This window comes from Brevibacterium sp. 50QC2O2, assembly GCF_024580675.1.
In the GTDB taxonomy this organism is placed as follows: Bacteria; Actinomycetota; Actinomycetes; order Actinomycetales; family Brevibacteriaceae; genus Brevibacterium; species Brevibacterium moorei.
On record NZ_JANIJZ010000006.1, the window covers coordinates 14651 to 33085 of the forward strand.

General features: G+C 65.3%; 19 protein-coding genes. 11 read left to right on the forward strand and 8 right to left on the reverse strand.

Annotation, left to right across the window (positions count from 1 at the left end):
- Position 1 precedes the first annotated feature (1 nt).
- From xerD to NQ038_RS06510, 10 genes are all read left to right on the forward strand, one after another.
- Positions 2-970, forward strand: coding sequence for a site-specific tyrosine recombinase XerD (gene xerD / locus NQ038_RS06465; protein WP_257046624.1), 969 nt, complete (start codon positions 2-4; stop codon positions 968-970).
- Positions 971-1060: 90 nt separating this feature from the next.
- The gene (locus NQ038_RS06470) at positions 1061-1939 is read left to right on the forward strand and encodes an AAA family ATPase (RefSeq protein ID WP_257046623.1); all 879 of its coding nucleotides are present in this window, start codon (positions 1061-1063) and stop codon (positions 1937-1939) included.
- Between the two features lie 83 nt (positions 1940-2022).
- Complete coding sequence (locus NQ038_RS06475) at positions 2023-2805, forward strand: ScpA family protein (protein ID WP_257046622.1); 783 nt, start codon at positions 2023-2025, stop codon at positions 2803-2805.
- Positions 2798-3382, forward strand: coding sequence for an SMC-Scp complex subunit ScpB (locus tag NQ038_RS06480; protein ID WP_257046621.1), 585 nt, complete (start codon positions 2798-2800; stop codon positions 3380-3382). The genes NQ038_RS06475 and NQ038_RS06480 overlap by 8 nt, the downstream gene beginning before the upstream one ends.
- A gap of 4 nt (positions 3383-3386) precedes the next feature.
- Positions 3387-4214 (forward strand): pseudouridine synthase, encoded by an 828-nt coding sequence (locus NQ038_RS06485; protein WP_257046620.1) that lies wholly within the window; start codon positions 3387-3389, stop codon positions 4212-4214.
- Entirely contained in the window at positions 4211-5356 is a 1146-nt protein-coding gene (locus NQ038_RS06490; protein ID WP_257046619.1) for a prephenate dehydrogenase, read from the forward strand. The genes NQ038_RS06485 and NQ038_RS06490 overlap by 4 nt, the downstream gene beginning before the upstream one ends.
- The gene (cmk, locus tag NQ038_RS06495; protein WP_257046618.1) at positions 5353-6018 is read left to right on the forward strand and encodes a (d)CMP kinase; all 666 of its coding nucleotides are present in this window, start codon (positions 5353-5355) and stop codon (positions 6016-6018) included. The genes NQ038_RS06490 and cmk overlap by 4 nt, the downstream gene beginning before the upstream one ends.
- A gap of 32 nt (positions 6019-6050) precedes the next feature.
- Positions 6051-7574 (forward strand): ribosome biogenesis GTPase Der, encoded by a 1524-nt coding sequence (gene der, locus NQ038_RS06500; protein ID WP_257046658.1) that lies wholly within the window; start codon positions 6051-6053, stop codon positions 7572-7574.
- Positions 7571-8764, forward strand: coding sequence for an AI-2E family transporter (locus NQ038_RS06505; protein WP_257046617.1), 1194 nt, complete (start codon positions 7571-7573; stop codon positions 8762-8764). The genes der and NQ038_RS06505 overlap by 4 nt, the downstream gene beginning before the upstream one ends.
- Before the next feature lie 4 nt (positions 8765-8768).
- Positions 8769-9389 (forward strand): L-threonylcarbamoyladenylate synthase, encoded by a 621-nt coding sequence (locus NQ038_RS06510; RefSeq protein ID WP_257046616.1) that lies wholly within the window; start codon positions 8769-8771, stop codon positions 9387-9389.
- A gap of 67 nt (positions 9390-9456) precedes the next feature.
- Here the strand turns inward: NQ038_RS06510 and NQ038_RS06515 are convergent, their stop codons facing one another.
- The 8 genes from NQ038_RS06515 to NQ038_RS06550 are packed head-to-tail and all read right to left on the reverse strand — an operon-like array spanning position 9457 to position 17311.
- Positions 9457-10113: a TetR/AcrR family transcriptional regulator gene (locus tag NQ038_RS06515; RefSeq protein ID WP_257062150.1), complete on the reverse strand. Its 657-nt coding sequence runs from the start codon at positions 10111-10113 to the stop codon at positions 9457-9459.
- 31 nt (positions 10114-10144) lie between these two features.
- The gene (locus NQ038_RS06520; RefSeq protein ID WP_257046614.1) at positions 10145-10849 is read right to left on the reverse strand and encodes an ABC transporter ATP-binding protein; all 705 of its coding nucleotides are present in this window, start codon (positions 10847-10849) and stop codon (positions 10145-10147) included.
- Between the two features lies 1 nt (position 10850).
- Positions 10851-11657, reverse strand: coding sequence for an ABC transporter ATP-binding protein (locus NQ038_RS06525; RefSeq protein ID WP_257046613.1), 807 nt, complete (start codon positions 11655-11657; stop codon positions 10851-10853).
- Positions 11657-12712: a branched-chain amino acid ABC transporter permease gene (locus NQ038_RS06530; RefSeq protein WP_257046612.1), complete on the reverse strand. Its 1056-nt coding sequence runs from the start codon at positions 12710-12712 to the stop codon at positions 11657-11659. Before NQ038_RS06530 ends, NQ038_RS06525 begins: the two co-directional genes overlap by 1 nt.
- Positions 12709-13575: a branched-chain amino acid ABC transporter permease gene (locus NQ038_RS06535; RefSeq protein WP_257046611.1), complete on the reverse strand. Its 867-nt coding sequence runs from the start codon at positions 13573-13575 to the stop codon at positions 12709-12711. Before NQ038_RS06535 ends, NQ038_RS06530 begins: the two co-directional genes overlap by 4 nt.
- A 7-nt stretch (positions 13576-13582) precedes the next feature.
- Positions 13583-14794 (reverse strand): ABC transporter substrate-binding protein, encoded by a 1212-nt coding sequence (locus NQ038_RS06540; RefSeq protein ID WP_257046610.1) that lies wholly within the window; start codon positions 14792-14794, stop codon positions 13583-13585.
- A gap of 42 nt (positions 14795-14836) precedes the next feature.
- The gene (locus NQ038_RS06545) at positions 14837-16051 is read right to left on the reverse strand and encodes an ABC transporter substrate-binding protein (RefSeq protein WP_257046609.1); all 1215 of its coding nucleotides are present in this window, start codon (positions 16049-16051) and stop codon (positions 14837-14839) included.
- Positions 16052-16096: 45 nt separating this feature from the next.
- Positions 16097-17311, reverse strand: a complete 1215-nt coding sequence (locus tag NQ038_RS06550) for an ABC transporter substrate-binding protein (protein WP_257046608.1) — start codon at positions 17309-17311, stop codon at positions 16097-16099.
- Between the two features lie 310 nt (positions 17312-17621).
- Between NQ038_RS06550 and NQ038_RS06555 the strand changes: the two genes are divergently transcribed.
- Positions 17622-18422, forward strand: a complete 801-nt coding sequence (locus tag NQ038_RS06555; protein WP_257046607.1) for an SDR family oxidoreductase — start codon at positions 17622-17624, stop codon at positions 18420-18422.
- Positions 18423-18435: the final 13 nt, after the last annotated feature.

An 18435-nucleotide genomic window follows, 5' to 3' on the forward strand; every position in this document is an offset into this window, starting at 1 on the left:
TATGAGCCCTCGGCCGCCGGCACGCCATGCTGCGGCACTTCTGCCAGATGATCTGCCGCCACGCCTGCGCGAGGCGGCGGCCGCCTATTTGACCCACATCGGGTTGGAGCGCGGTCTCACGCGCAACACGGTGGACGCCTATGCGCGCGATCTGGCGCGGTACCTGGCGAGTCTTGCGGCCCGGGGGATCACCGAACCCGCGACTATCACCGCGGAGCACATCCGGGCCTTCAGTGCCGAACTCGCCGCAGCCGGGCTGGCGGTGCGCAGCCGTGGTCGTATCATCGTCGCCCTGCGCCGCTTCCACTTCTTCCTGGCAGCCGAGGGGATCAGCCCGGCCGACCCCAGTGCCGAAATCACTCCGCCGACGGATGCCTCCCGCCTGCCCAAGGCCCTCCGGCTGGACCAGGTCGAGGCCCTGTTGGCGACGGCGGAGGGCGACGAGCCCGCGACGCTGCGTGCGGCCGCCCTGCTGGAGTTCCTCTATGCCACCGGTGCGCGGATCTCGGAGGCCGTCGGCCTGGACCTCGACGACCTCGACCTCGATGCCAGAATCGTCAGACTCTACGGCAAGGGGAACAAAGAACGCCTGGTGCCCATCGGGTCGCACGCGGTAGCGGCGCTGGGGCGCTATCTGGTCAGCGGCCGGCCCCGCTTGACCCCGGCCGGTGGGGCCAGCGGGGTGGATGTCGCGGCAGTGTTCCGCAATGCGCGTGGCACCCGGTTGTCCCGGCAGTCGGCCTGGGCCATCGTCAAACGAGCTGCGGACCTGGCCGGATTGGGTCACGAGGTCACAGCCCACTCGCTGCGCCACTCCTTCGCCACGCACCTGCTCGAAGGCGGTGCCGACATTCGGATCGTGCAGGAACTGTTGGGGCACGCCTCTGTGACCACTACGCAGATCTATACTCGGGTGACGGCCGCGAATCTGCGCGAGGTCTACGCTTCGACCCATCCCCGGGCACACTGAATTCTATACCACACCCGTGTAGTCATATGCTGGCGCGACACGGCCTCCACCGCTGCTAAGGTAGAGGCACAGTCGTAGGGAAGGTGAGTAGTGACGAGTCAGCATGGAACACTCGACGCACCGGTGTCCGAACTGGGCCCCACCGGTCGTCCGATCACCGAATTCCCCATTCCCACACCATTGGGCCAGCACGGTCCGGCGCGGATCATCGCGATGGTCAATCAGAAGGGCGGGGTCGGTAAGACCACCTCGTCGATCAACCTGGGTGCGGCACTGGCGGACTACGGCCGCCGGGTCCTGTTGGTGGACTTCGACCCGCAGGGCGCCCTGTCCGTGGGCTTCGGCATCAACCCCAACGCCCTGGATCTCAGCGTGTACAACATGCTGATGCAACCGCGGATGGACCCGCACGACGTCGTCCATCACACCGCGTATGCGAATATCGACGTGCTGCCGGCCAATATCGACCTGTCCGCCGCAGAGGTCCAGCTGGTCGGCGAGGTCGCCCGCGAACAGGTGCTGGCCCGTTCGCTCTCGAAGCTGGCGGGGGAGTATGATGTGGTGCTCATCGACTGCCAGCCCTCGCTGGGCCTGTTGACCGTCAATGCGCTGACCGCGGCGCATGGCGTCATCATCCCCCTGGAGACCGAGTTCTTTGCGCTGCGCGGTGTCGCACTGTTGGTGGAGACGATCGAGAAGGTTCAGGACCGTCTCAACCCGGTCCTGCAAATCGACGGAATCCTGGCCACGATGTACGACGGTCGCACCCTGCATTCGCGCGAGGTCATCGCCCGCGTGGTCGAGGCCTTCGGGGACAAGGTGTTCGAAACCGTGATCGCACGCACCGTGAAGTTCCCCGATGCCTCGGTTGCGGCGGAGCCCATCACCGCATTCGCACCCAAACACGCGGGTGCCGAGGCCTACCGCCGGTTGGCCAGGGAACTCATCTCCCGTGGGGGCGCCCCCTGAGTACCCACATCAACGCCCGACAGCGGCACGGTGGAGAGAGGCCGGAGGTCCCCGCACAGGGGGGAGCCTCCGGCTTCTCCGTGGTGCTGGAGAATTTCTCCGGACCCTTCGACGTGCTGCTGGGGCTCATCGCCAAACACCGGCTGGACCTCACCGAGATATCCCTGGCCCGCGTGACCGACGAATTCCTCGCATATGTCGCAGCTCTGAGATCCAACGGCGCAGCGGGTCTGGAGGAACTGTCGAACTTTCTCGTCGTCGCATCCACCCTGCTCGACCTCAAAACCAGCCGCCTGCTGCCGGTGCGGCCGGGGGAAGCCGAAGTGGATCTCGAACTGCTCGAAGCACGCGATCTGTTGTTCGCCCGCCTGCTGCAGTATCGGGCCTATAAGACGGTCTCCGGGATGTTCGGTCACAGGTTGAGCGAACAGGGTCGCAGCGTGGCACGGGACGTGGAGCTCGAAGAGCGGTTCCACGGGCTGTTGCCACCGCTGGTCCTCGATCTCACTCCGGCCGACCTGGCGGCGATGTGCACTGCGGTGTACGAACGTGCCCAGGCACCGATACCGGTCGTCGAGGTCGACCACGTCCACCGCCCGCGGATCAGCCTGGCCGAACAACGCCGGTGGATGCTGGTGAAACTGGCAGAGGGGCCTACGAGCTTCTCGGGACTCACTGCGGGTCGGCCGAATCTGGTGGTGGTCGTCCGCTTCCTGATCCTGCTCGAACTTTTCAAAGCGGGAATGGTCGAACTGGCGCAGCCTGAGCCGCTGGGGGACCTGCGGGTCCTGCCCACAGCAGCGCTGCTGGAACCGGACACTCACAACGGGCGATCCGGAGAGGATGAGGAGGGAACCGGTGAATGATCCGAGCGCTGTGGACCCCGCCCTGGACACCGCGCTGGAGGCGGTGCTCATGGTGGCCAGGGAGCCCCTGGCCGAGGACCGCCTGGCCGAGGGGCTGGGAGCCACCGCCGGGGAAGTGGCCCGTGCTTTGCGACGGCTGGCAGCAGACTATGATGGTCAGGTGCCCGGCGCTCGCCGCCGGGGCTTCGAACTGCGGTGCGTGGCAGGAGGCTGGCGCATCTACTCCCGGGCCGACCAGGCGGAGAACGTCGCGGAATTCCTGACCGCCGGGCAAACCGCCAGACTCAGCCAGGCGGCACTGGAGACCTTGGCGGTCGTCGCATATCGTCAGCCGGTGTCGCGGCCGCGAATCGCGGCGATCCGCGGGGTCAACGTCGATGGGGTGATGCGCACCCTGTTGTTGCGCGGACTCGTCGAGGAGGCCGATGTGGAACCGGTCACCGGCGCACGACGCTACACCACCTCGGCGACCTTCCTCGAAATGCTGGGGATCGGCGGCCTGGACGAATTACCCGATATCGCACCATTCCTACCGGAGGCCGCAGACGCGGAAACCGGCGAGACTTTGAGAGAATAGAACCATGAGCTACAGCGACCCCCGATCTCCCGGCCACAAGTCGAAACGGCCGACCCGCAAGCAGCGCGCGCAGAGGACCCCGGCGCCGGACCGCGACGTGCACGCGGCCGGCGGTGAGCGACTGCAGAAGGTGCTTGCAGCAGCGGGCCTGGGCTCGCGCCGGTCCTGCGAACAGCTGATCACCGACGGCAGGGTGATGGTCGACGGCCAGCAGGTGCGTGAACTCGGTGTGCGGATCGATCCGCAGAAGCAGTCGGTGACCGTCGATGGGATGCCGATCGTCACGGCGCAGGGGAAGGTCTACCTGGCACTGAACAAACCCGCCAAGGTGATGACGACGATGAACGATCCGGAGGGTAGGCGCGACCTCAACGATTTCCTCCGGGGTCGTGAGGAGCGGTTGTTCCACGTGGGCCGGCTGGACTACGACACCGAGGGCCTGCTGTTGCTGACCAACGACGGGGAACTGGCCAACCGCCTCACCCATCCGCGCTACGGTATCCGCAAAACCTACCTGGCCGAGGTCAGGGGCCAGGTGGCCCGTGACGTCGGAAAGCGCCTCAAGCAGGGCATTGAGCTCGAGGACGGGCTGGCCCATGCCGATGAGTTCAAGGTCGTCGATTCGCTACCGGGCTACAGCCTGGTCGAGATCACGCTGCACGAGGGCCGCAATCGGATCGTGCGCCGCATGCTCGAAGAAGTCGGCTATCCGGTGCTGCGCCTGGTGCGCATCAAGTTCGGACCGATCGACCTCGCCGAGCAGCGGCAGGGCAAGCTCCGCGACCTGCGGCCGGACGAACTGGCCGCGCTGTTCGAAGCCGTAGGCCTGTGAGGGTCCATATCATCGGCACCGGGCTCCTCGGCGCCTCCCTGGGCCTGGCCCTGCGCGCAGCGGGCCATACCGTCACCCTGGCCGATGCCTCGCCCGTGGCCGCTCGGCTGGCCGCCGACATCGGCGCGGGCACCGTGGACACCCCGGCCGACCCGCAGGTGGTGGTGGTCGCCGCGCCTCCGGACGTCGTGGCCGGAATCGTCCTGCGGGCACTGCACGATTGGCCCGCGGCGACGGTGACCGATGTCGCGAGCGTCAAAGGCGGGATCCTCGCCCAGGTCGCGGCCGGTGCCCACGACCACGAACTCGACCGCTACATCGGCTCCCACCCGATGGCAGGGCGGGAGAAGTCGGGGGCGATCGCCGCACGCGAGGACCTGTTCCGTGCCCGGCCCTGGGTGGTGTGCTCGGACGAGGACACCCCGCCGGAACGTTTGGCTCAGATCGTCGCCCTGGCCCAGGACGTCGGGGGAGCAGTGGTCCATCTGGACCCGGACTTCCACGATTCCTCGGTGGCCCGGGTCTCCCATGCCCCACAGGTCGTGGCCAGCCTGCTGGCCGCACAGCTCAAGGAGATGCCGGAGGACGGTGTGGCCCTCGCGGGGCAGGGCCTGCGCGACACCACGCGGATCGCAGAATCCGATCCGGGCCTGTGGACGCAGATCCTGGCCGGCAATGCGGAGGAGGTCCGCCGGGTGCTTGCCGGGTTGCGCCGCGACCTGGACGCGGTGATCGGGGCACTGGATTTGGGACCGGGCTCCCTGCGGGTACTCGCGGGCGCCCTGGCCGCAGGTAATGAGGGCCGCGCGCGGATCCCGGGTAAGCACGGATCCGGTCCGGTGCACTATGCCGAGGTCACCGTGTTCCTCGACGACGCGCCGGGAACGCTCGGCCGGTTGTTCAACGACATCGGCGAGCTGGGCATCAACGTCGAGGACATCCGCATGGACCATGCGACGGGCGTTAAGCTGGGATCGGTGGACGTGGCGGTGCTGCCGGCTCGTGCGCTCGAGCTCGTGCACGGGCTATCTGCCCGCGGCTGGTGGGTCCCGGAGACCGCGGGTGCCCAGGCGGCCGAAGAGACAACGACAGACAACAGCGCCGGAGACCTCGGCGATGATACGAACAGTGGGGAACAATGACCGTCATTGGAATCGATGGCCCGTCCGGAGTCGGCAAGTCGAGCGTGTCGCGGGAAGTCGCACAGCGCCTGGGCTACGGCTATCTGGACACCGGCGCGATGTACAGGGCGATGGCCTGGCTGTGCCTCAATCGCGGTGTGGAGGATCCACAGGACGTCGTGGAGCAGGTGCGCGGTGTGGATCTGGAGATCTCCACCGACCCCGCCGACCGCAGCGTCCTCGTCGACGGTGTGGACGTGACCGAGGAGATCCGCTCTGAAGATGTTTCGCAGAATGTGCAGTTGGTCTCGGCAGTACCCGAGGCCCGCGCCGACCTGATCGACATGCAGCGCCGGATCATCGCACGGACCACCCCCGGGATCGTCGCGGAGGGCCGTGACATCACGACCGTCGTGGCCCCGGACGCCCCGGTGCGCATCCTGATGACCGCACGGGAGGACGTGCGCATCGCACGGCGGGCCACGGAGATCCACGGCGGAGCCGATGCGCAGAGCACCGCTGCCACCCGTTCGCAGATCGCCGATCGCGATGCGAAGGACTCCCAGACGACCAGTTTCCTCTCCGCCGCAGACGGCGTGACGACATTGGACACCTCCGATATCGACTTCCCGACTGTTGTCGAGGCGGTCCTGGACCTGGTACGGAAGGCCGAGGCCAAGTGAGCGAGAACAACGAACCGGTCGCCCGGAGGCGCGTGGACGCCCAGGCGGACGCGGATTTCAAACCGGCCAACGAGGACGATCGGCTGGTCGAACGACTCGCCGAGATCGGTGACGAGGAAGCCCAGCAGCGCGCGGACTCGCTACGCGCGAGCCTGGCCGACTACGACCTGGACGACGAGGACCGCCTGCTGCTGCAGGAACTGACCAGTGGGGAGATCCCCGCCGGTGAGACCGGCGCCCCTCCCGTGCTGGCGATCGTGGGCAGACCGAACGTTGGAAAATCCACCCTGATCAACCGAATCCTGGGTCGGCGTGAGGCGGTCGTCGAGGATGTGCCCGGGGTGACCAGGGACCGGGTGAGCTACCACGCGGAGTGGAACGGCCGCAAGATCACCCTGGTCGACACCGGCGGTTGGGACATCGATGTGCGCGGTATGGCCTCGCGGATCGCCGAACAGTCCGAGATCGCCGTCGAGCTGGCCGATGCGGTCGTGCTCGTCGTCGATTCGCGCACCGGGGTGACCGCGACCGAGGAGCACATCGTCAAGATGCTGCGGCGGGCCAAGAAGCCGATCATCCTGGCCGCGAACAAGGTCGACGACGAACGTGGCGAACTGGCGGCGGCGGAACTCTGGGCCCTGGGCCTGGGGGAGCCGCACCCGGTCTCGGCAGTGCACGGGCGCGGCGTGGCCGACTTGCTCGACGAGGTGCTCACGGTCCTACCCGAGTACTCACGTGTCGAACAGATGGTCGAGGAGGGCGGACCACGGCGGGTGGCGCTGGTCGGACGGCCGAATGTCGGCAAGTCCTCCCTGCTCAACCGCTTGGCCGGCTCCCAGCGCGTGATCGTCGAGGACTTCGCCGGCACGACCCGCGATCCGGTCGACGAACTGGTCGAGCTCGGCGGGCGCCAGTGGCGCTTCGTCGACACCGCGGGGATCCGCAAACGTGCCAGGCAGGCCTCGGGCGCGGACTTCTACGCGGCCCTGCGCACCCAGACCGCGATCGAGCGCGCCGAAGTCGCGGTAGTCCTGTTGGAGGCCAACGAGACGCTGAGCGAACAGGACGTGCGGATCATCAAGACCGTCACGGAGTCCGGCCGGGCCCTGGTCCTGGCGTTCAACAAATGGGACCTGACGGACGAGGAACGCAGATGGAACCTGGGCAGGGAAATCGAAAAGGACCTGGCCCATGTGGACTGGGCGCCCCGGGTCAACCTGTCTGCGGCCACCGGTCGTCACTCCGACCGTCTGGTTCCGGCGATGGACCGGGCCCTGGCCGGCTGGGATTCCCGGATTCCGACCGGCCGGTTCAACGCCTTCCTCGGCGAACTGGTCGCGGCCAACCCACATCCGCTGCGCGGCGGTAAGCAGCCGCGCATCCTGTTCGGCACCCAGGTGTCCAACCGACCGCCCAAATTCGTGCTGTTCACCACGGGCTTCCTGGACCCCGGCTACCGCCGTTTCATCACGCGCCGCCTGCGCGAGACCTTCGACTTCACCGGCACGCCCATCGAACTGTCGATGCGGATCAGGGAGAAGAGGAAGCGCAAATGAACCGTACCGCCGGTTCGTCCGAGCAGCCCGCCGTCACCGGGACCACCGGTGGCGGCGGGCTGCCGCGTTTCCTGGCCGTCGTCCTGGCTCTGGCGGCCTTCGCCTTCAGCATGCAGTTCATCCAGGGTCTCAATTCGATTCTGGCCCCACTGTTCCTGGCACTGAACCTCGTCATCGTGGTCTACCCGCTACAGCGCTGGTTGGTCCGACTGAGGGTGCCGGCGTTCCTGGCAGCGGCAGTGACGATCGTGCTGGTCCTGGTGCTCATCATCGGATTCTTCGGCCTGACGGCCTGGTCCCTGGCCGAACTCGTCCTGGTCATCCCCAAGTACTCGGTGAAGATCGGGGCGCTGTACACGGATGCGCTGCACGGCCTGAACGAGTTGGGTCTGACACCGGATGTGCTGGCCCAACAGCTCAGCGGTTTCAGCGTGTCGAATCTGTTGAACACCGTGATGTCCCTGCTCTCGAACGTCTCCCTGATCGCCACGGCGCTGACCACCGCGGTGATGGCGGTGTTCTTCCTCGGGATGGATTCGATGACCCTGCCACTGCGGATGCGCTTGGCCGGTCGGATGCGCCCGGGGTTCACCCGGTCGCTGACCGACTTCGGCAACGGTGTGCGGCGCTATTGGATCGTCTCCACGGTTTTCGGCCTGATCGTCGCAGTGCTCGATGTCATCGCGCTCATCATCATCGGTGTGCCCCTGGCATTCGTGTGGGGCGTACTGGCCTTCTTGACGAACTACATCCCGAATATCGGCTTCGTCATCGGCCTCGTGCCGCCGGCTCTGATGGCCGTGGTCAGCGGGGACTGGTGGGACGCGTTGTGGGTCGTCGTGTCCTATTGCGTGCTCAACTTCGTTATCCAGTCGATCATCCAGCCGAAGTTCACCGGCGAGTCCGTAGGAGTCTCACCCTTCATCTCATTCCTGTCCCTGCTGTTCTGGTATTGGGTACTCGGCTGGCTGGGCGCTCTGCTGGCGCTGCCGGCGACCCTGTTGGTCAAGGCCTTGTTGGTCGATGCGGATCCCGCTTCCAGATGGGTCAACACGTTCATCGCCTCGAGTCCGTCCACCGGACAGCCGGCTCCGGAACCGGGGGAGGGGTCGAAGCGCGTGCCGGGGATTGCGGGCGGGCGCAGGTCGCGTACGGTAGTCGATACGACGTTCGTCAACGAGAAGGAGTGAGATCATGGCGGAGATCATCGAGATCCATCCGGTCAACCCGCAGCCACGGCAGATCACCCGCGTCGCCGAGGCCCTGCGCGCCGGGGCGCTCATCGCCTATCCGACAGACTCCAGTTACGCGCTGGGCACTGGGCTCGGCAATAAGGAGGGCATCGAGCGCATCATCCGCATCCGACAGCTGGGCAAGAAGCACAACTTCACCGTGATGTGCCACGATTTCGCCCAGCTGGGCCAGTTCGTCATCGTCGACAATGCCGCGTTCCGTACGATCAAGGCGGTCACCCCGGGGCCCTACACCTTCATCCTCAAGGGCACGAAGGAAGTCCCCAGGGCCATGCTGCAGCCCAAGAAGCATACGGTGGGCGCACGGATTCCCCTGAATCCGGTGGCTTTGGACTTGGTGGCGGAGATGGGGGAGCCGATCCTGTCGTCGACGCTGTTGCTGCCCGGCGACGAGGAGCCCCCGGCCGAGGCCTGGCAGATCGAGGAGCGGATCGGCCACGAGGTGGACATCATCGTCGATGCCGGGGTCGCCGGCACCGATCCGAGTACGGTCGTCGATTTCACCTCCGGCGCTCCCGAGGTCACCCGCGTGGGCGCCGGTGATATCTCACCGTTCGCCTGAGCTCGATCCGGGTCCGCACGCGCCGGTGCCCCCGCCGTTCAAGGCGGGGGCACCGGCGCGTGCGGCATTATCCGGGATTCAACCCCAGGGCCCGCAGCCAGATGTCGCTGAGCTCCTCGGCCAGGTTTCGAGCCCCTGCCCGTCCCCGGTAGGTGTCGAGTTCGTGGCCCTGTACGTAGACGTAGTTGCAGGTGCGCGAGACCATCAGAGACAGCGCCCTGGCCGTGGAGTCCGGTTCGATCATCGCAGACACCAGGCCCAGCCGGATCAGCTCACGGATCGTCTGCGCATTGCGGGCGAAGAGCGCCAGCGCCCTGGCCGCTCGCATCGCACGGATCGACTCGTCCACCAGAGAGGCCTCGTCGATGATCCGGTGGACGTCGGCGTGGCTCCGGTAGGACTCGACGTACACCCGGTTCCCGTGCCGGATCCGGTCCAACGGCCGACCCTCGTGGACGTCCCTGGCTCCGCGTGGGTCAAGGGAGTCGGCGTATGACTCGGCGATGATCTGGGCGAGCAGTTCCTCTCTGTTGTCGAAGTAGATGTAGAACGTTCCCGCGGCCACGCCCGCGTGTTCGGTGATGTCGGAGAGCTTGGACTCCAAGTACCCGTGCTGGTAGAAGACCTCCCGGGCGGAGTCGATGAGCGTCCGGCGGGTTCGCTGCCCGCGATCGCTCAGTTCCTCCGGTGTGCGTCTGGTCCTGGCCGGCTCCGCGGGGTACACCCGCGGGCGGCCCCCGGCCGTCCCCATCGGATCACAGGCCCAGGTAGGCCGCTTGGACTTCGGGGTTGACCAGCAGATCCGCCGCATCGCCGGAGAGCACGACCCTGCCCTCGGAGAGGACGTAGCCGCGGTGTGCGATCGACAGGGCGGCACGGGCGTTCTGCTCGCTGAGCAGCACGCCGATCCCGTTGCCGTTGATCTGTGCGACCGCCTCCAGGACCTGGTCGACGACGATGGGGGCCAGGCCCATCGAGGGCTCGTCGAGGATCAGCAGCGATGGATCGCTGACCAGCGCTCGGCCGATCGCCACCATCTGCTGCTGCCCGCCGGAGAGCGAACCGGCCGGCTGCGCGGCCTTCTCCTTGAGGATCGGGAACAGTTCGTAGACCTCGCCGAGGATGCGCTCGGTCTTCTGCTTGTCGCGGTGCGGATACGAGCCCAGGCGTAGGTTCTTCTCCACCGACATCTTCGGGAAGAGGTGGCGGCCCTCGGGACACTGGGCGATGCCACTGCGCACGACCTTATTGGCCTTGAGCCGGTGCAGCTGTGCGCCCTCGTAGGTGATCGAGCCGGAACGGGCCCGCAGCAGCCCCGAAATCGTGCGGAACAGAGTGCTCTTACCCGCACCATTGGCCCCCAGGATCACGGTCAGTTCCCCCGGATTGGCCGTGATGGACACATCGTGGAGCACATTGACGGCGTCATAGCCGGCACTGACGTTGTCGACACTGAGCATCTCAGCCCTCCTGTTCATTCTGCGCGGCCGGAACGGTCGCCTCGTCGACGTCCGCCGAGGAACCCAGATAGGCGCGGATCACATCCGGGTTCGAGCGGATCTGGGCGGGTTCGCCGATTGCCAGCTGCTGGCCGTTCTCCATCACGAGGATTTTGTCGGCCAGGCTCATGATCATGGACATTTTGTGTTCGACCAAGAGTACGGAGATGCCGCGGGGGACCAGGGAACGGATCAGTTCGCCGAATTCTGCAGTCTCCTCCTCCGGGATACCACCGGCGGGCTCGTCGAGCAGGATGAGTTCGGGGTCGGTGGCCAGGGCCATCGCCATCGCAGTGCGTTTCTGCACTTCCTGGGGGACCTGGCCCGCCACATCGTCCTTGTAATCGAGGATGCCGCAGAAGTCCAGGGCCTCGAGCGCCTTGTCCTCGTTGAGCTCGGCCTCGCGGCGGTGGCGTGGAGTGTTGAGCACGGCGTCGAAGACATTCGACTTCGAACGCACGATCCGGCCGGCCAGGACGTTCTCCAGAATCGTCGTATCGTCGAACAGATGCGTCGTCTGGAAGGTCCTGGCGATGCCATCGGCCACAGTGCGGTGTGGGGAGGTGTGTGTGATGTCCTCCCCCTTGAAGGTCACGGTCCCGGAGGTGGGACGGTAGAACCCGTGGATCAGATTGAAGAAGGTGGACTTGCCGGCGCCGTTGGGGCCGATGACTGCCGTGATCTGGCCCTCCTCGACGTCCAGATCCACGTCCTTGACTGCGTCCAGGCCGCCGAAGCGCTTACCCAGACCGCGTACTTCGAGCAGCATCACTGCACCTCCTGAGTCTCTGTGTTTCGAGTCGAGTCGCCGGTCGCGGCTGCGGCCGTCCGCCGGGCGGCGGCCTCGGCCTGGCGTTTACGGGCCCTGCGCTTGTCCAGCCATCCGCCCAGGTAGCCCACGATGCCACGCGGGGCGAAGATCACCAGGGCGATGATGATGGGGCCGACCAGGATGAACCGGTAGGCCTGGAAGTCCTGGAACAGCTCGAAGATGAACGTCACGATCAGGGTGCCGATCAGTGGGCCGGCCACCGTTCCCAGTCCGCCGACGAGGATGAACATGAGCATCTCGAAGGTCTTGTCGACCATGGCCGAATCCGGGCCGATGAAACCGATGACGCTGGCGTAGAGACCGCCGCCCAGACCCGCCAGAGCCGTGGAAGCGGCGAATGCCAGCTGCTTGTTCACACCGACGTTAACACCGATCGCATCGGCCAGGTCCTCGGAGGTCCTGATGGAGATGAGGGTACGGCCCACCGAGGACCGGCGGATCGCCCAGGTCACGTAGACGATGAGCGCCAGAATCGCGAATACCAGGTAGAACAGCGGGATGGGGTCGGTGAAGTCGATGACCCCGCCACCCTCGGGCAGCTTGACGTTGTTCACGCCAGTGTGGGCATGCGTCACCGATTCCCACCGGCTGACGATGAGGTAGATGATGAAGCCGATGGCCATCGTGAAGATGGCGAAGTACTCGTCCTTGGTCCGCAGGGCGATGAGCCCGCACAGGTAGCCGAGGATCGCGGCGACGAGCACCCCGGCGATCAGCGCCGGCCAGAACGGCCAGTCGTAATCGGTGGTCAGCAGGCCCACGGTGTAGGCGCCGACCCCGAAGAACCCGCCCTGGGCCAGGGACAGCAGGCCGGTGAATCCCAGCAGGATGTTCATGCCGTAGACGGCGATCGCGGTGCACAGGGCGCCGGTGAACAACCGCATCACGTAGTTTTCATTGCCGAAGACGATGGGCACCAGGGCCAGGGCGATGAGGATCGCCCAGGTGCCCCAGACCCGGGGGTTGTGCAATGCCAGTTTCAGCGCGTTCATCGTTGCACCGCCTTTGCGAACAGGCCGGTGGGTTTGATCGCCAGAACCGCCACCAGGACGATGAAGGCGATCGCCTCGCCGACACCGGCGGAGATGTAGGTGGAGGTCATTGTCTCGGCGACGGCCAGCACGAAGCTGCCGACGATGGCGCCGGGCAGGGAGCCCAGTCCGCCGAGGATGATGATGGCGAAGACCTTGAGGTCCAGAGCCGAGCCCATGGTGGGCGAGAGCAGATTGATCGGCGCCACCAGTCCGGCGGCGATGGTCGCCAGCAGGGCGGATAGGCCCAGGGTCAGCATCGAGACCATCGACGGGTTGATGCCCACCAGTGACGAGCCGGTGCGGTCCTGTTCGATCGCCTCGATCGTCTGACCCTGCAGGGTGCGCTTGATGAACCAGGTCAGGATGACCAGGACGACGACGGCCACCAGGATGATGACCAGGCGCTGCACGGAGATCTGCGCGCCGGCGATGGAGACGTTCCCGGTCAGGGGCGAGTCCATTCGCCGGAAGTCGGCGCCCCAGATGGCCTGGGCGACGGCTTGGAAGAAGAACATCGCACCGACCGCGGCGATCATGTAATGGGTGTGTGGGGCGTTGCGCAGTGGATTGAACACCAGGCGTTCCATCAGCACGCCCAGGAAGAACATGATGATGGCGGAGATGCCGATGGCCGCGAAATACGGTACGCCCACGGTTGTCAGGAAGAAGTAGGTGACATAGGCGCCGAGCATGTAGATCGAGCCGTGGGCCAGGTTCGGGATGCGCAGCACACCGAAGACCAGGGTCAGGCCGATCGCGGCCAGACAGTACACGCCGCCGAGTGCCAGGCCGTTGAAGAGTTGCTGGATGAAGAGTGTCATGGGTGCCTCACTTATCCGGTAGGACCGGCACGGTGAACAGTTTGTACTCGCCCTTGTCGTCCAAGTAGGCCGACTCGATCTCCTTGCTGCTCAATCGCCCCTCTGCGGTCATCTCCGTCGGGAAGATGGAGACGTGGAAGGACTCATCGGTCTGGGTGATCGCGTTCTTGAGCGATTCGCGCAGCTTCTCGGCGTCGGTGCTCGTTCCCGCGTCCTCCATCGCCTTGGCGAACAGCCCGACGAACTGGAAGGTGAAGGCCGATTCGGTGGTGGCGACCTTGTCCTTGCCCGCCTTGGCGGCGAAGTCCTCGAGGAACTTCTCCGTGCCGGATTCGGTCATGGTCTTCACCGGGGCGACGCCGATCGAATTGTGCAGGTTGTCTTCCTTGGTCACGGTGGCCATCTCATCGAGTTTGGCCTGGTCCATCACGAAGAAGCTGCCCTTGAAGCCCTGCTTGCGGGCCTCCTCCATGATCAGTGCGGTGGGCTGGGAGGGCCCTCCGACGAAGATCGTGTCGGGTTTTTCGGCCAGGGCCTTGGACACGGGCCCCGCGAAGTCGGAGACCGTCGCATAGTCCAGGCTGTTGTCGGCGCCCACGCTGCCCCCTGCATCGGCCCAGGCCTTCTTGACCACGGTCGTCCACTGCTGACCGTACTCGCTCTGGGTGCCGAGCAGTGAGAGCTTCTTGGCTCCCATGGACATCGCCTTCTTGGTGAAGGGCTCGGCATAGGAGTTGAAGTTGGGGGTGCCGAAGACCGTCAGCGGGTTGCCGGTCGTGAAGATCTCCGGATCCGAGGTGTAGGCGCCGATGAGGAACTTGGAACGGCCGTTGTTGACCTGCTGCATGGCCTTGATGGCACCGGCGTTGGGGGAGAAGACGATCGCCGCCTTGTCCTGATCGGCCAGGCGCTGGGCGTTGGTCGCGGCTGTGGAGGGGACGTACTTGTCGTCGAGCGACTTCAGTTCGAGCTTGACGTCCTTGCCGTCGATCTTCAGGCCCATGTCGTTGACCTTGTCCACGCCCATTTCCAGGCCGATCTTGACGTTCTCGCCGTAGGCTGCGCCGCCACCGGACAGCGGGCCGGTGTAGCCGATCACGACGGTGTCGCCGCTTGAACCGGCACCGCTACCGCCACAGGCGGCCAGGCCGAGGCCCAGCGCCGCCATGGTGGTCAGTGACAGTGTTGTGCGCAGCAGGGCGCGTGGTGTCTTCTTCATGACTGCTCCATTGCATCTGAGAAGGAGGAAAGGGTGGTCGGGCTACTTGGAATCGTCGGCCTGCGGGACCTCGACGGTCTGGTACTTCCCCGACTTGTCGAGGAACGATGCGTCGAGGGTGTCTGCCATCAGGTGACCGGCATCGGTGACCTTGGTAGCAGGGGTCTGGACGTAGAAGGACTTGTCGACCTGGGTGACGGCCTCGGACATCTTCTCGCGGATCTTGTCCGGATCGCTGGTCGTTCCGGCCAGCTCCATCGCCTTGACGAAGACCGGCACCGCCGAGTAATGCAGGGCCGATTCGCTGGTGGCGACCTTCTTGCCTTCGGTCTTGGTCTTGAAGGCGGCCAGGAAGTCCTTGGTGCCGGGCTCGTCGTATTCCTCTACGGGCCGCACGCCCACGGAGTCGTAGAGGTTCTTCTCGTCGGTGATGGTGGCCATCTCATTGAGTTTGGCCTGGTCCATCACGAAGAAGGAGCCCTTGAAGCCCTGCTTGCGGGCCTCTTCCATGATCAGTGCGGTGGGCTGGGAGGGGCCGCCGACGAAGATCGTGTCGGGTTTTTCGGCCAGGGCCTTGGAGACGGGGCCGGCGAAGTCGGAGACCGTCGCGTAGTCCACGCTGTTGTCCTTGCCGACGGTGCCACCGGCTGTGCTCCAGGCCGTCTTGACCTCGGCGGTCCATTGCTGGCCGTATTCGCTCTGGGTGCCCAGCAGCGAGATCTTCTTCGCGCCCTCGTCCATCAGCTTCTTGGTGAAGGGTTCGGCGTAGGACTTGAAGTTCGGGGGGATCATGATGGTCAGGGGATTGTCGTGCTGGACGATTTCGGGATCGGAGGTGTAACCGCCGATGAGGAACTTGGAGCGGCCGTTGTTGACCTGCTGCATGGCCTTGATGGCTCCGGCGTTGGGGGAGAAGACCACAGCTGCCTTGTCCTGATCCGCCAGGCGCTGTGAGTTGGTCGCCGCGGTGGAGGGAACGTACTTGTCGTCGAGCGACTTCAGCTCGATCTTGACGTCCTTGCCGTCGATCTTCACGCCGGCTTCGTTGATCTTGTCCACGGACATTTCCAGGCCGATTTTGACGTTTTCGCCGTAGGAGGCGCCGCCGCCGGAGAGCGGACCGGTGTAGCCCAGGACGACGGTGTCGGAACCGGATCCGGACCCGCTACCGCCACAGGCGGCCAGGCCCAGGCCCAGTGCGGCCATGGTGGTCAGGGACAGGGTCGTGCGCAGCAGGGCGCGCGGGGTTTTCTTCATAATTGCTCCATTGCGTTTGAGAATGGGAATGGGTTGGAAGGTTGGCTACTTGGAGTCGTCGACCTGTGGAACCTCGAAGGGCTGGTATTTCCCCGCCTTGTCGTAGTAGGCGGCGTCGAGCTTGTCCGAGAGGAGGTGGCCGGCATCGGAGATGCTTGTCCACGGAGTCTGTACCTCATAGGACTTGTCGGCCTGTTTCAGGGCCTCCGGCATCGCCTCGCGGATCTTGTCGGGATCGCTCGAGGTTCCGGAGATCTCCATTGCCTTGACGAAGATTGGCAGTGCCGAATAGTTCAGCGCCGACTCACTCGTGGCGACCTTGTCCATGCCGGCCCTTGCGGTATAGGTCTTAAGGAATTCTTCGGTCCCGGTCTCCTGATAGTCCGACACCGGTCGGACACCTACGGAATCCCGGAAGTTCTCCATTTTGGCAACAGTGCCCATTTCGTCGAGCTTGGCCTGGTCCATCAGGAAGAAGCTGCCATTGAAGCCCTGCTTGCGGGCTTCTTCGGCAATCAGCGCAGTGGGTTGGCTGGGTCCGCCCAGGAAGATCGCATCGGGCTTTTCGGCCAGTGCTTTGGATACCGGGCCCGCGAAGTCGGACACTGTGGCGTAATCGACGCTGTTGTCTTTACCGACGGTCCCACCGGCCTCGGTCCATGCGGACTTCGCGTCCGTAGTCCACTGCTGCCCGTATTCGCTCTGGGTACCCAACAGGGCCAGCTTCTCCGCTCCGTCGGCGCGCAGTTTCTTGGCGAACGCCTGCGCATAGGACGCGAAGTTCGGCGGTGTCATCACGGTTAGTCCATTGCCGCTTTGGATGATTGCGGGATCCGAAGTATAGGCGGAAATGAGGAACTTCGAGCGGCCGTCGTTGACCTGCTGCATTGCCTTGATAGCACCGGCGTTGGGGGTGAAGATCACCGCGGCCTTGTCCTGATCGGCCAGGCGCTGTGCATTGGTTGCAGCGGTCGAGGGGACGTACTTGTCGTCCAAGGCCTTGAGAGTGACGGTGACCTTCTTGCCGTCGATTTCCACCCCGGACTCGTTGACTTTGTCCACTGCCATTTCCAGGCCCGTTTTGATGTTCTCACCGAATGCCGCAGCGCCTCCGGACAGGGAAGCCGTCAGGCCGATTACCACGCTATCGTCGGATTCCGTGTCTGCGGAACCGCCACAGGCGCTGAGACCTGCGACCAGGCCACACGTGGTGGCGGCGGCCAATAGCGCACGGATCGGGCGAGTGGTTGAGCGGGGCATCTTTTCTCCTTTGAAAAGCGATCCGGCGGGGTTGCCGGTTCGGTGTCCGCGGTGTGGACCCGGTTGTCCACAACCAATATGAAACGGGTTTCACATTGGGCTCTCAGCAATCTCAGCACAGTAGCGATGTCTTGTCAATCACATTTCCATGCCTCCTTCGATCGCCTGGAGTGCGAGAGCCCGGCGGGACTTGAAGAGTTAATGAACAAACGTTTGCTCAGGCTTGAAATTCACGTGCGCTTAGGGCCAGAATGGCAGGGACAGACCGGCTCAACGAGGAGCCGGAGACCAACGAACCGGGAGGACGCACATGGATGTGCACTCGAAGACCGCCGTCGTCACCGGTGCCGCCGGTGGGATAGGATCCGCAATCGCCCGCGCCCTGACGCAGCGCGGTGCCCGGGTCATGCTGGCGGACCTGGATCCCCGTGTGCAGGAGATCGCGGCCGAACTCGGCCAGCGGGCCTGGTCCGGAGACTGCACCAGCACTCAGGGCATTGCGGAGCTGATCGAAGCCACCCGCGCCGAACTCGGCGAGGTCGATCTTTACTTCGCCAATGCCGGAATCATCGGACCCCAGGACCTCGGCGAAGACGAATCCGACTGGGACCTGATCATCGACGTCAATCTGCGAGCCCATATCCGCGCGGCCAAGGCCCTGGTGCCCGGCTGGGCGGACGGTAGGGGCGGGCACTTCGTGGCCACCGCATCGGCTGCCGGGCTGCTCACCCAGATCGGCCAGGCCGGCTACTCGGTGACCAAGCACGCGGCCGTCGGTTTCGCCGAATGGCTCTCGATCACCTACGGTGATCGGGGAGTCGGTGTGACCTGTCTGTGCCCGATGGGCGTGAACACCGCGATGCTCCACGGCGCGGACAACACCGAGGACTCGTTGGACGCGGCGGCCCAGTCCGCAGTGACCTCGGCCGGCCGCGTGCTCGAGCCGGACGAAGTGGCCACCTGTGTCCTGGCGGCCGTCGAATCCGGAACCTTCCTGGCCCTGCCCCACCCGGAGGTACTCGAGATGTACCGGATGAAGGGCTCCGACTACGACCGCTGGCTGCGCGGAATGCGCCGCTATCAGAGCAAACTGCTGGCCGGCACCCGCTGAGCCTGCACATTTT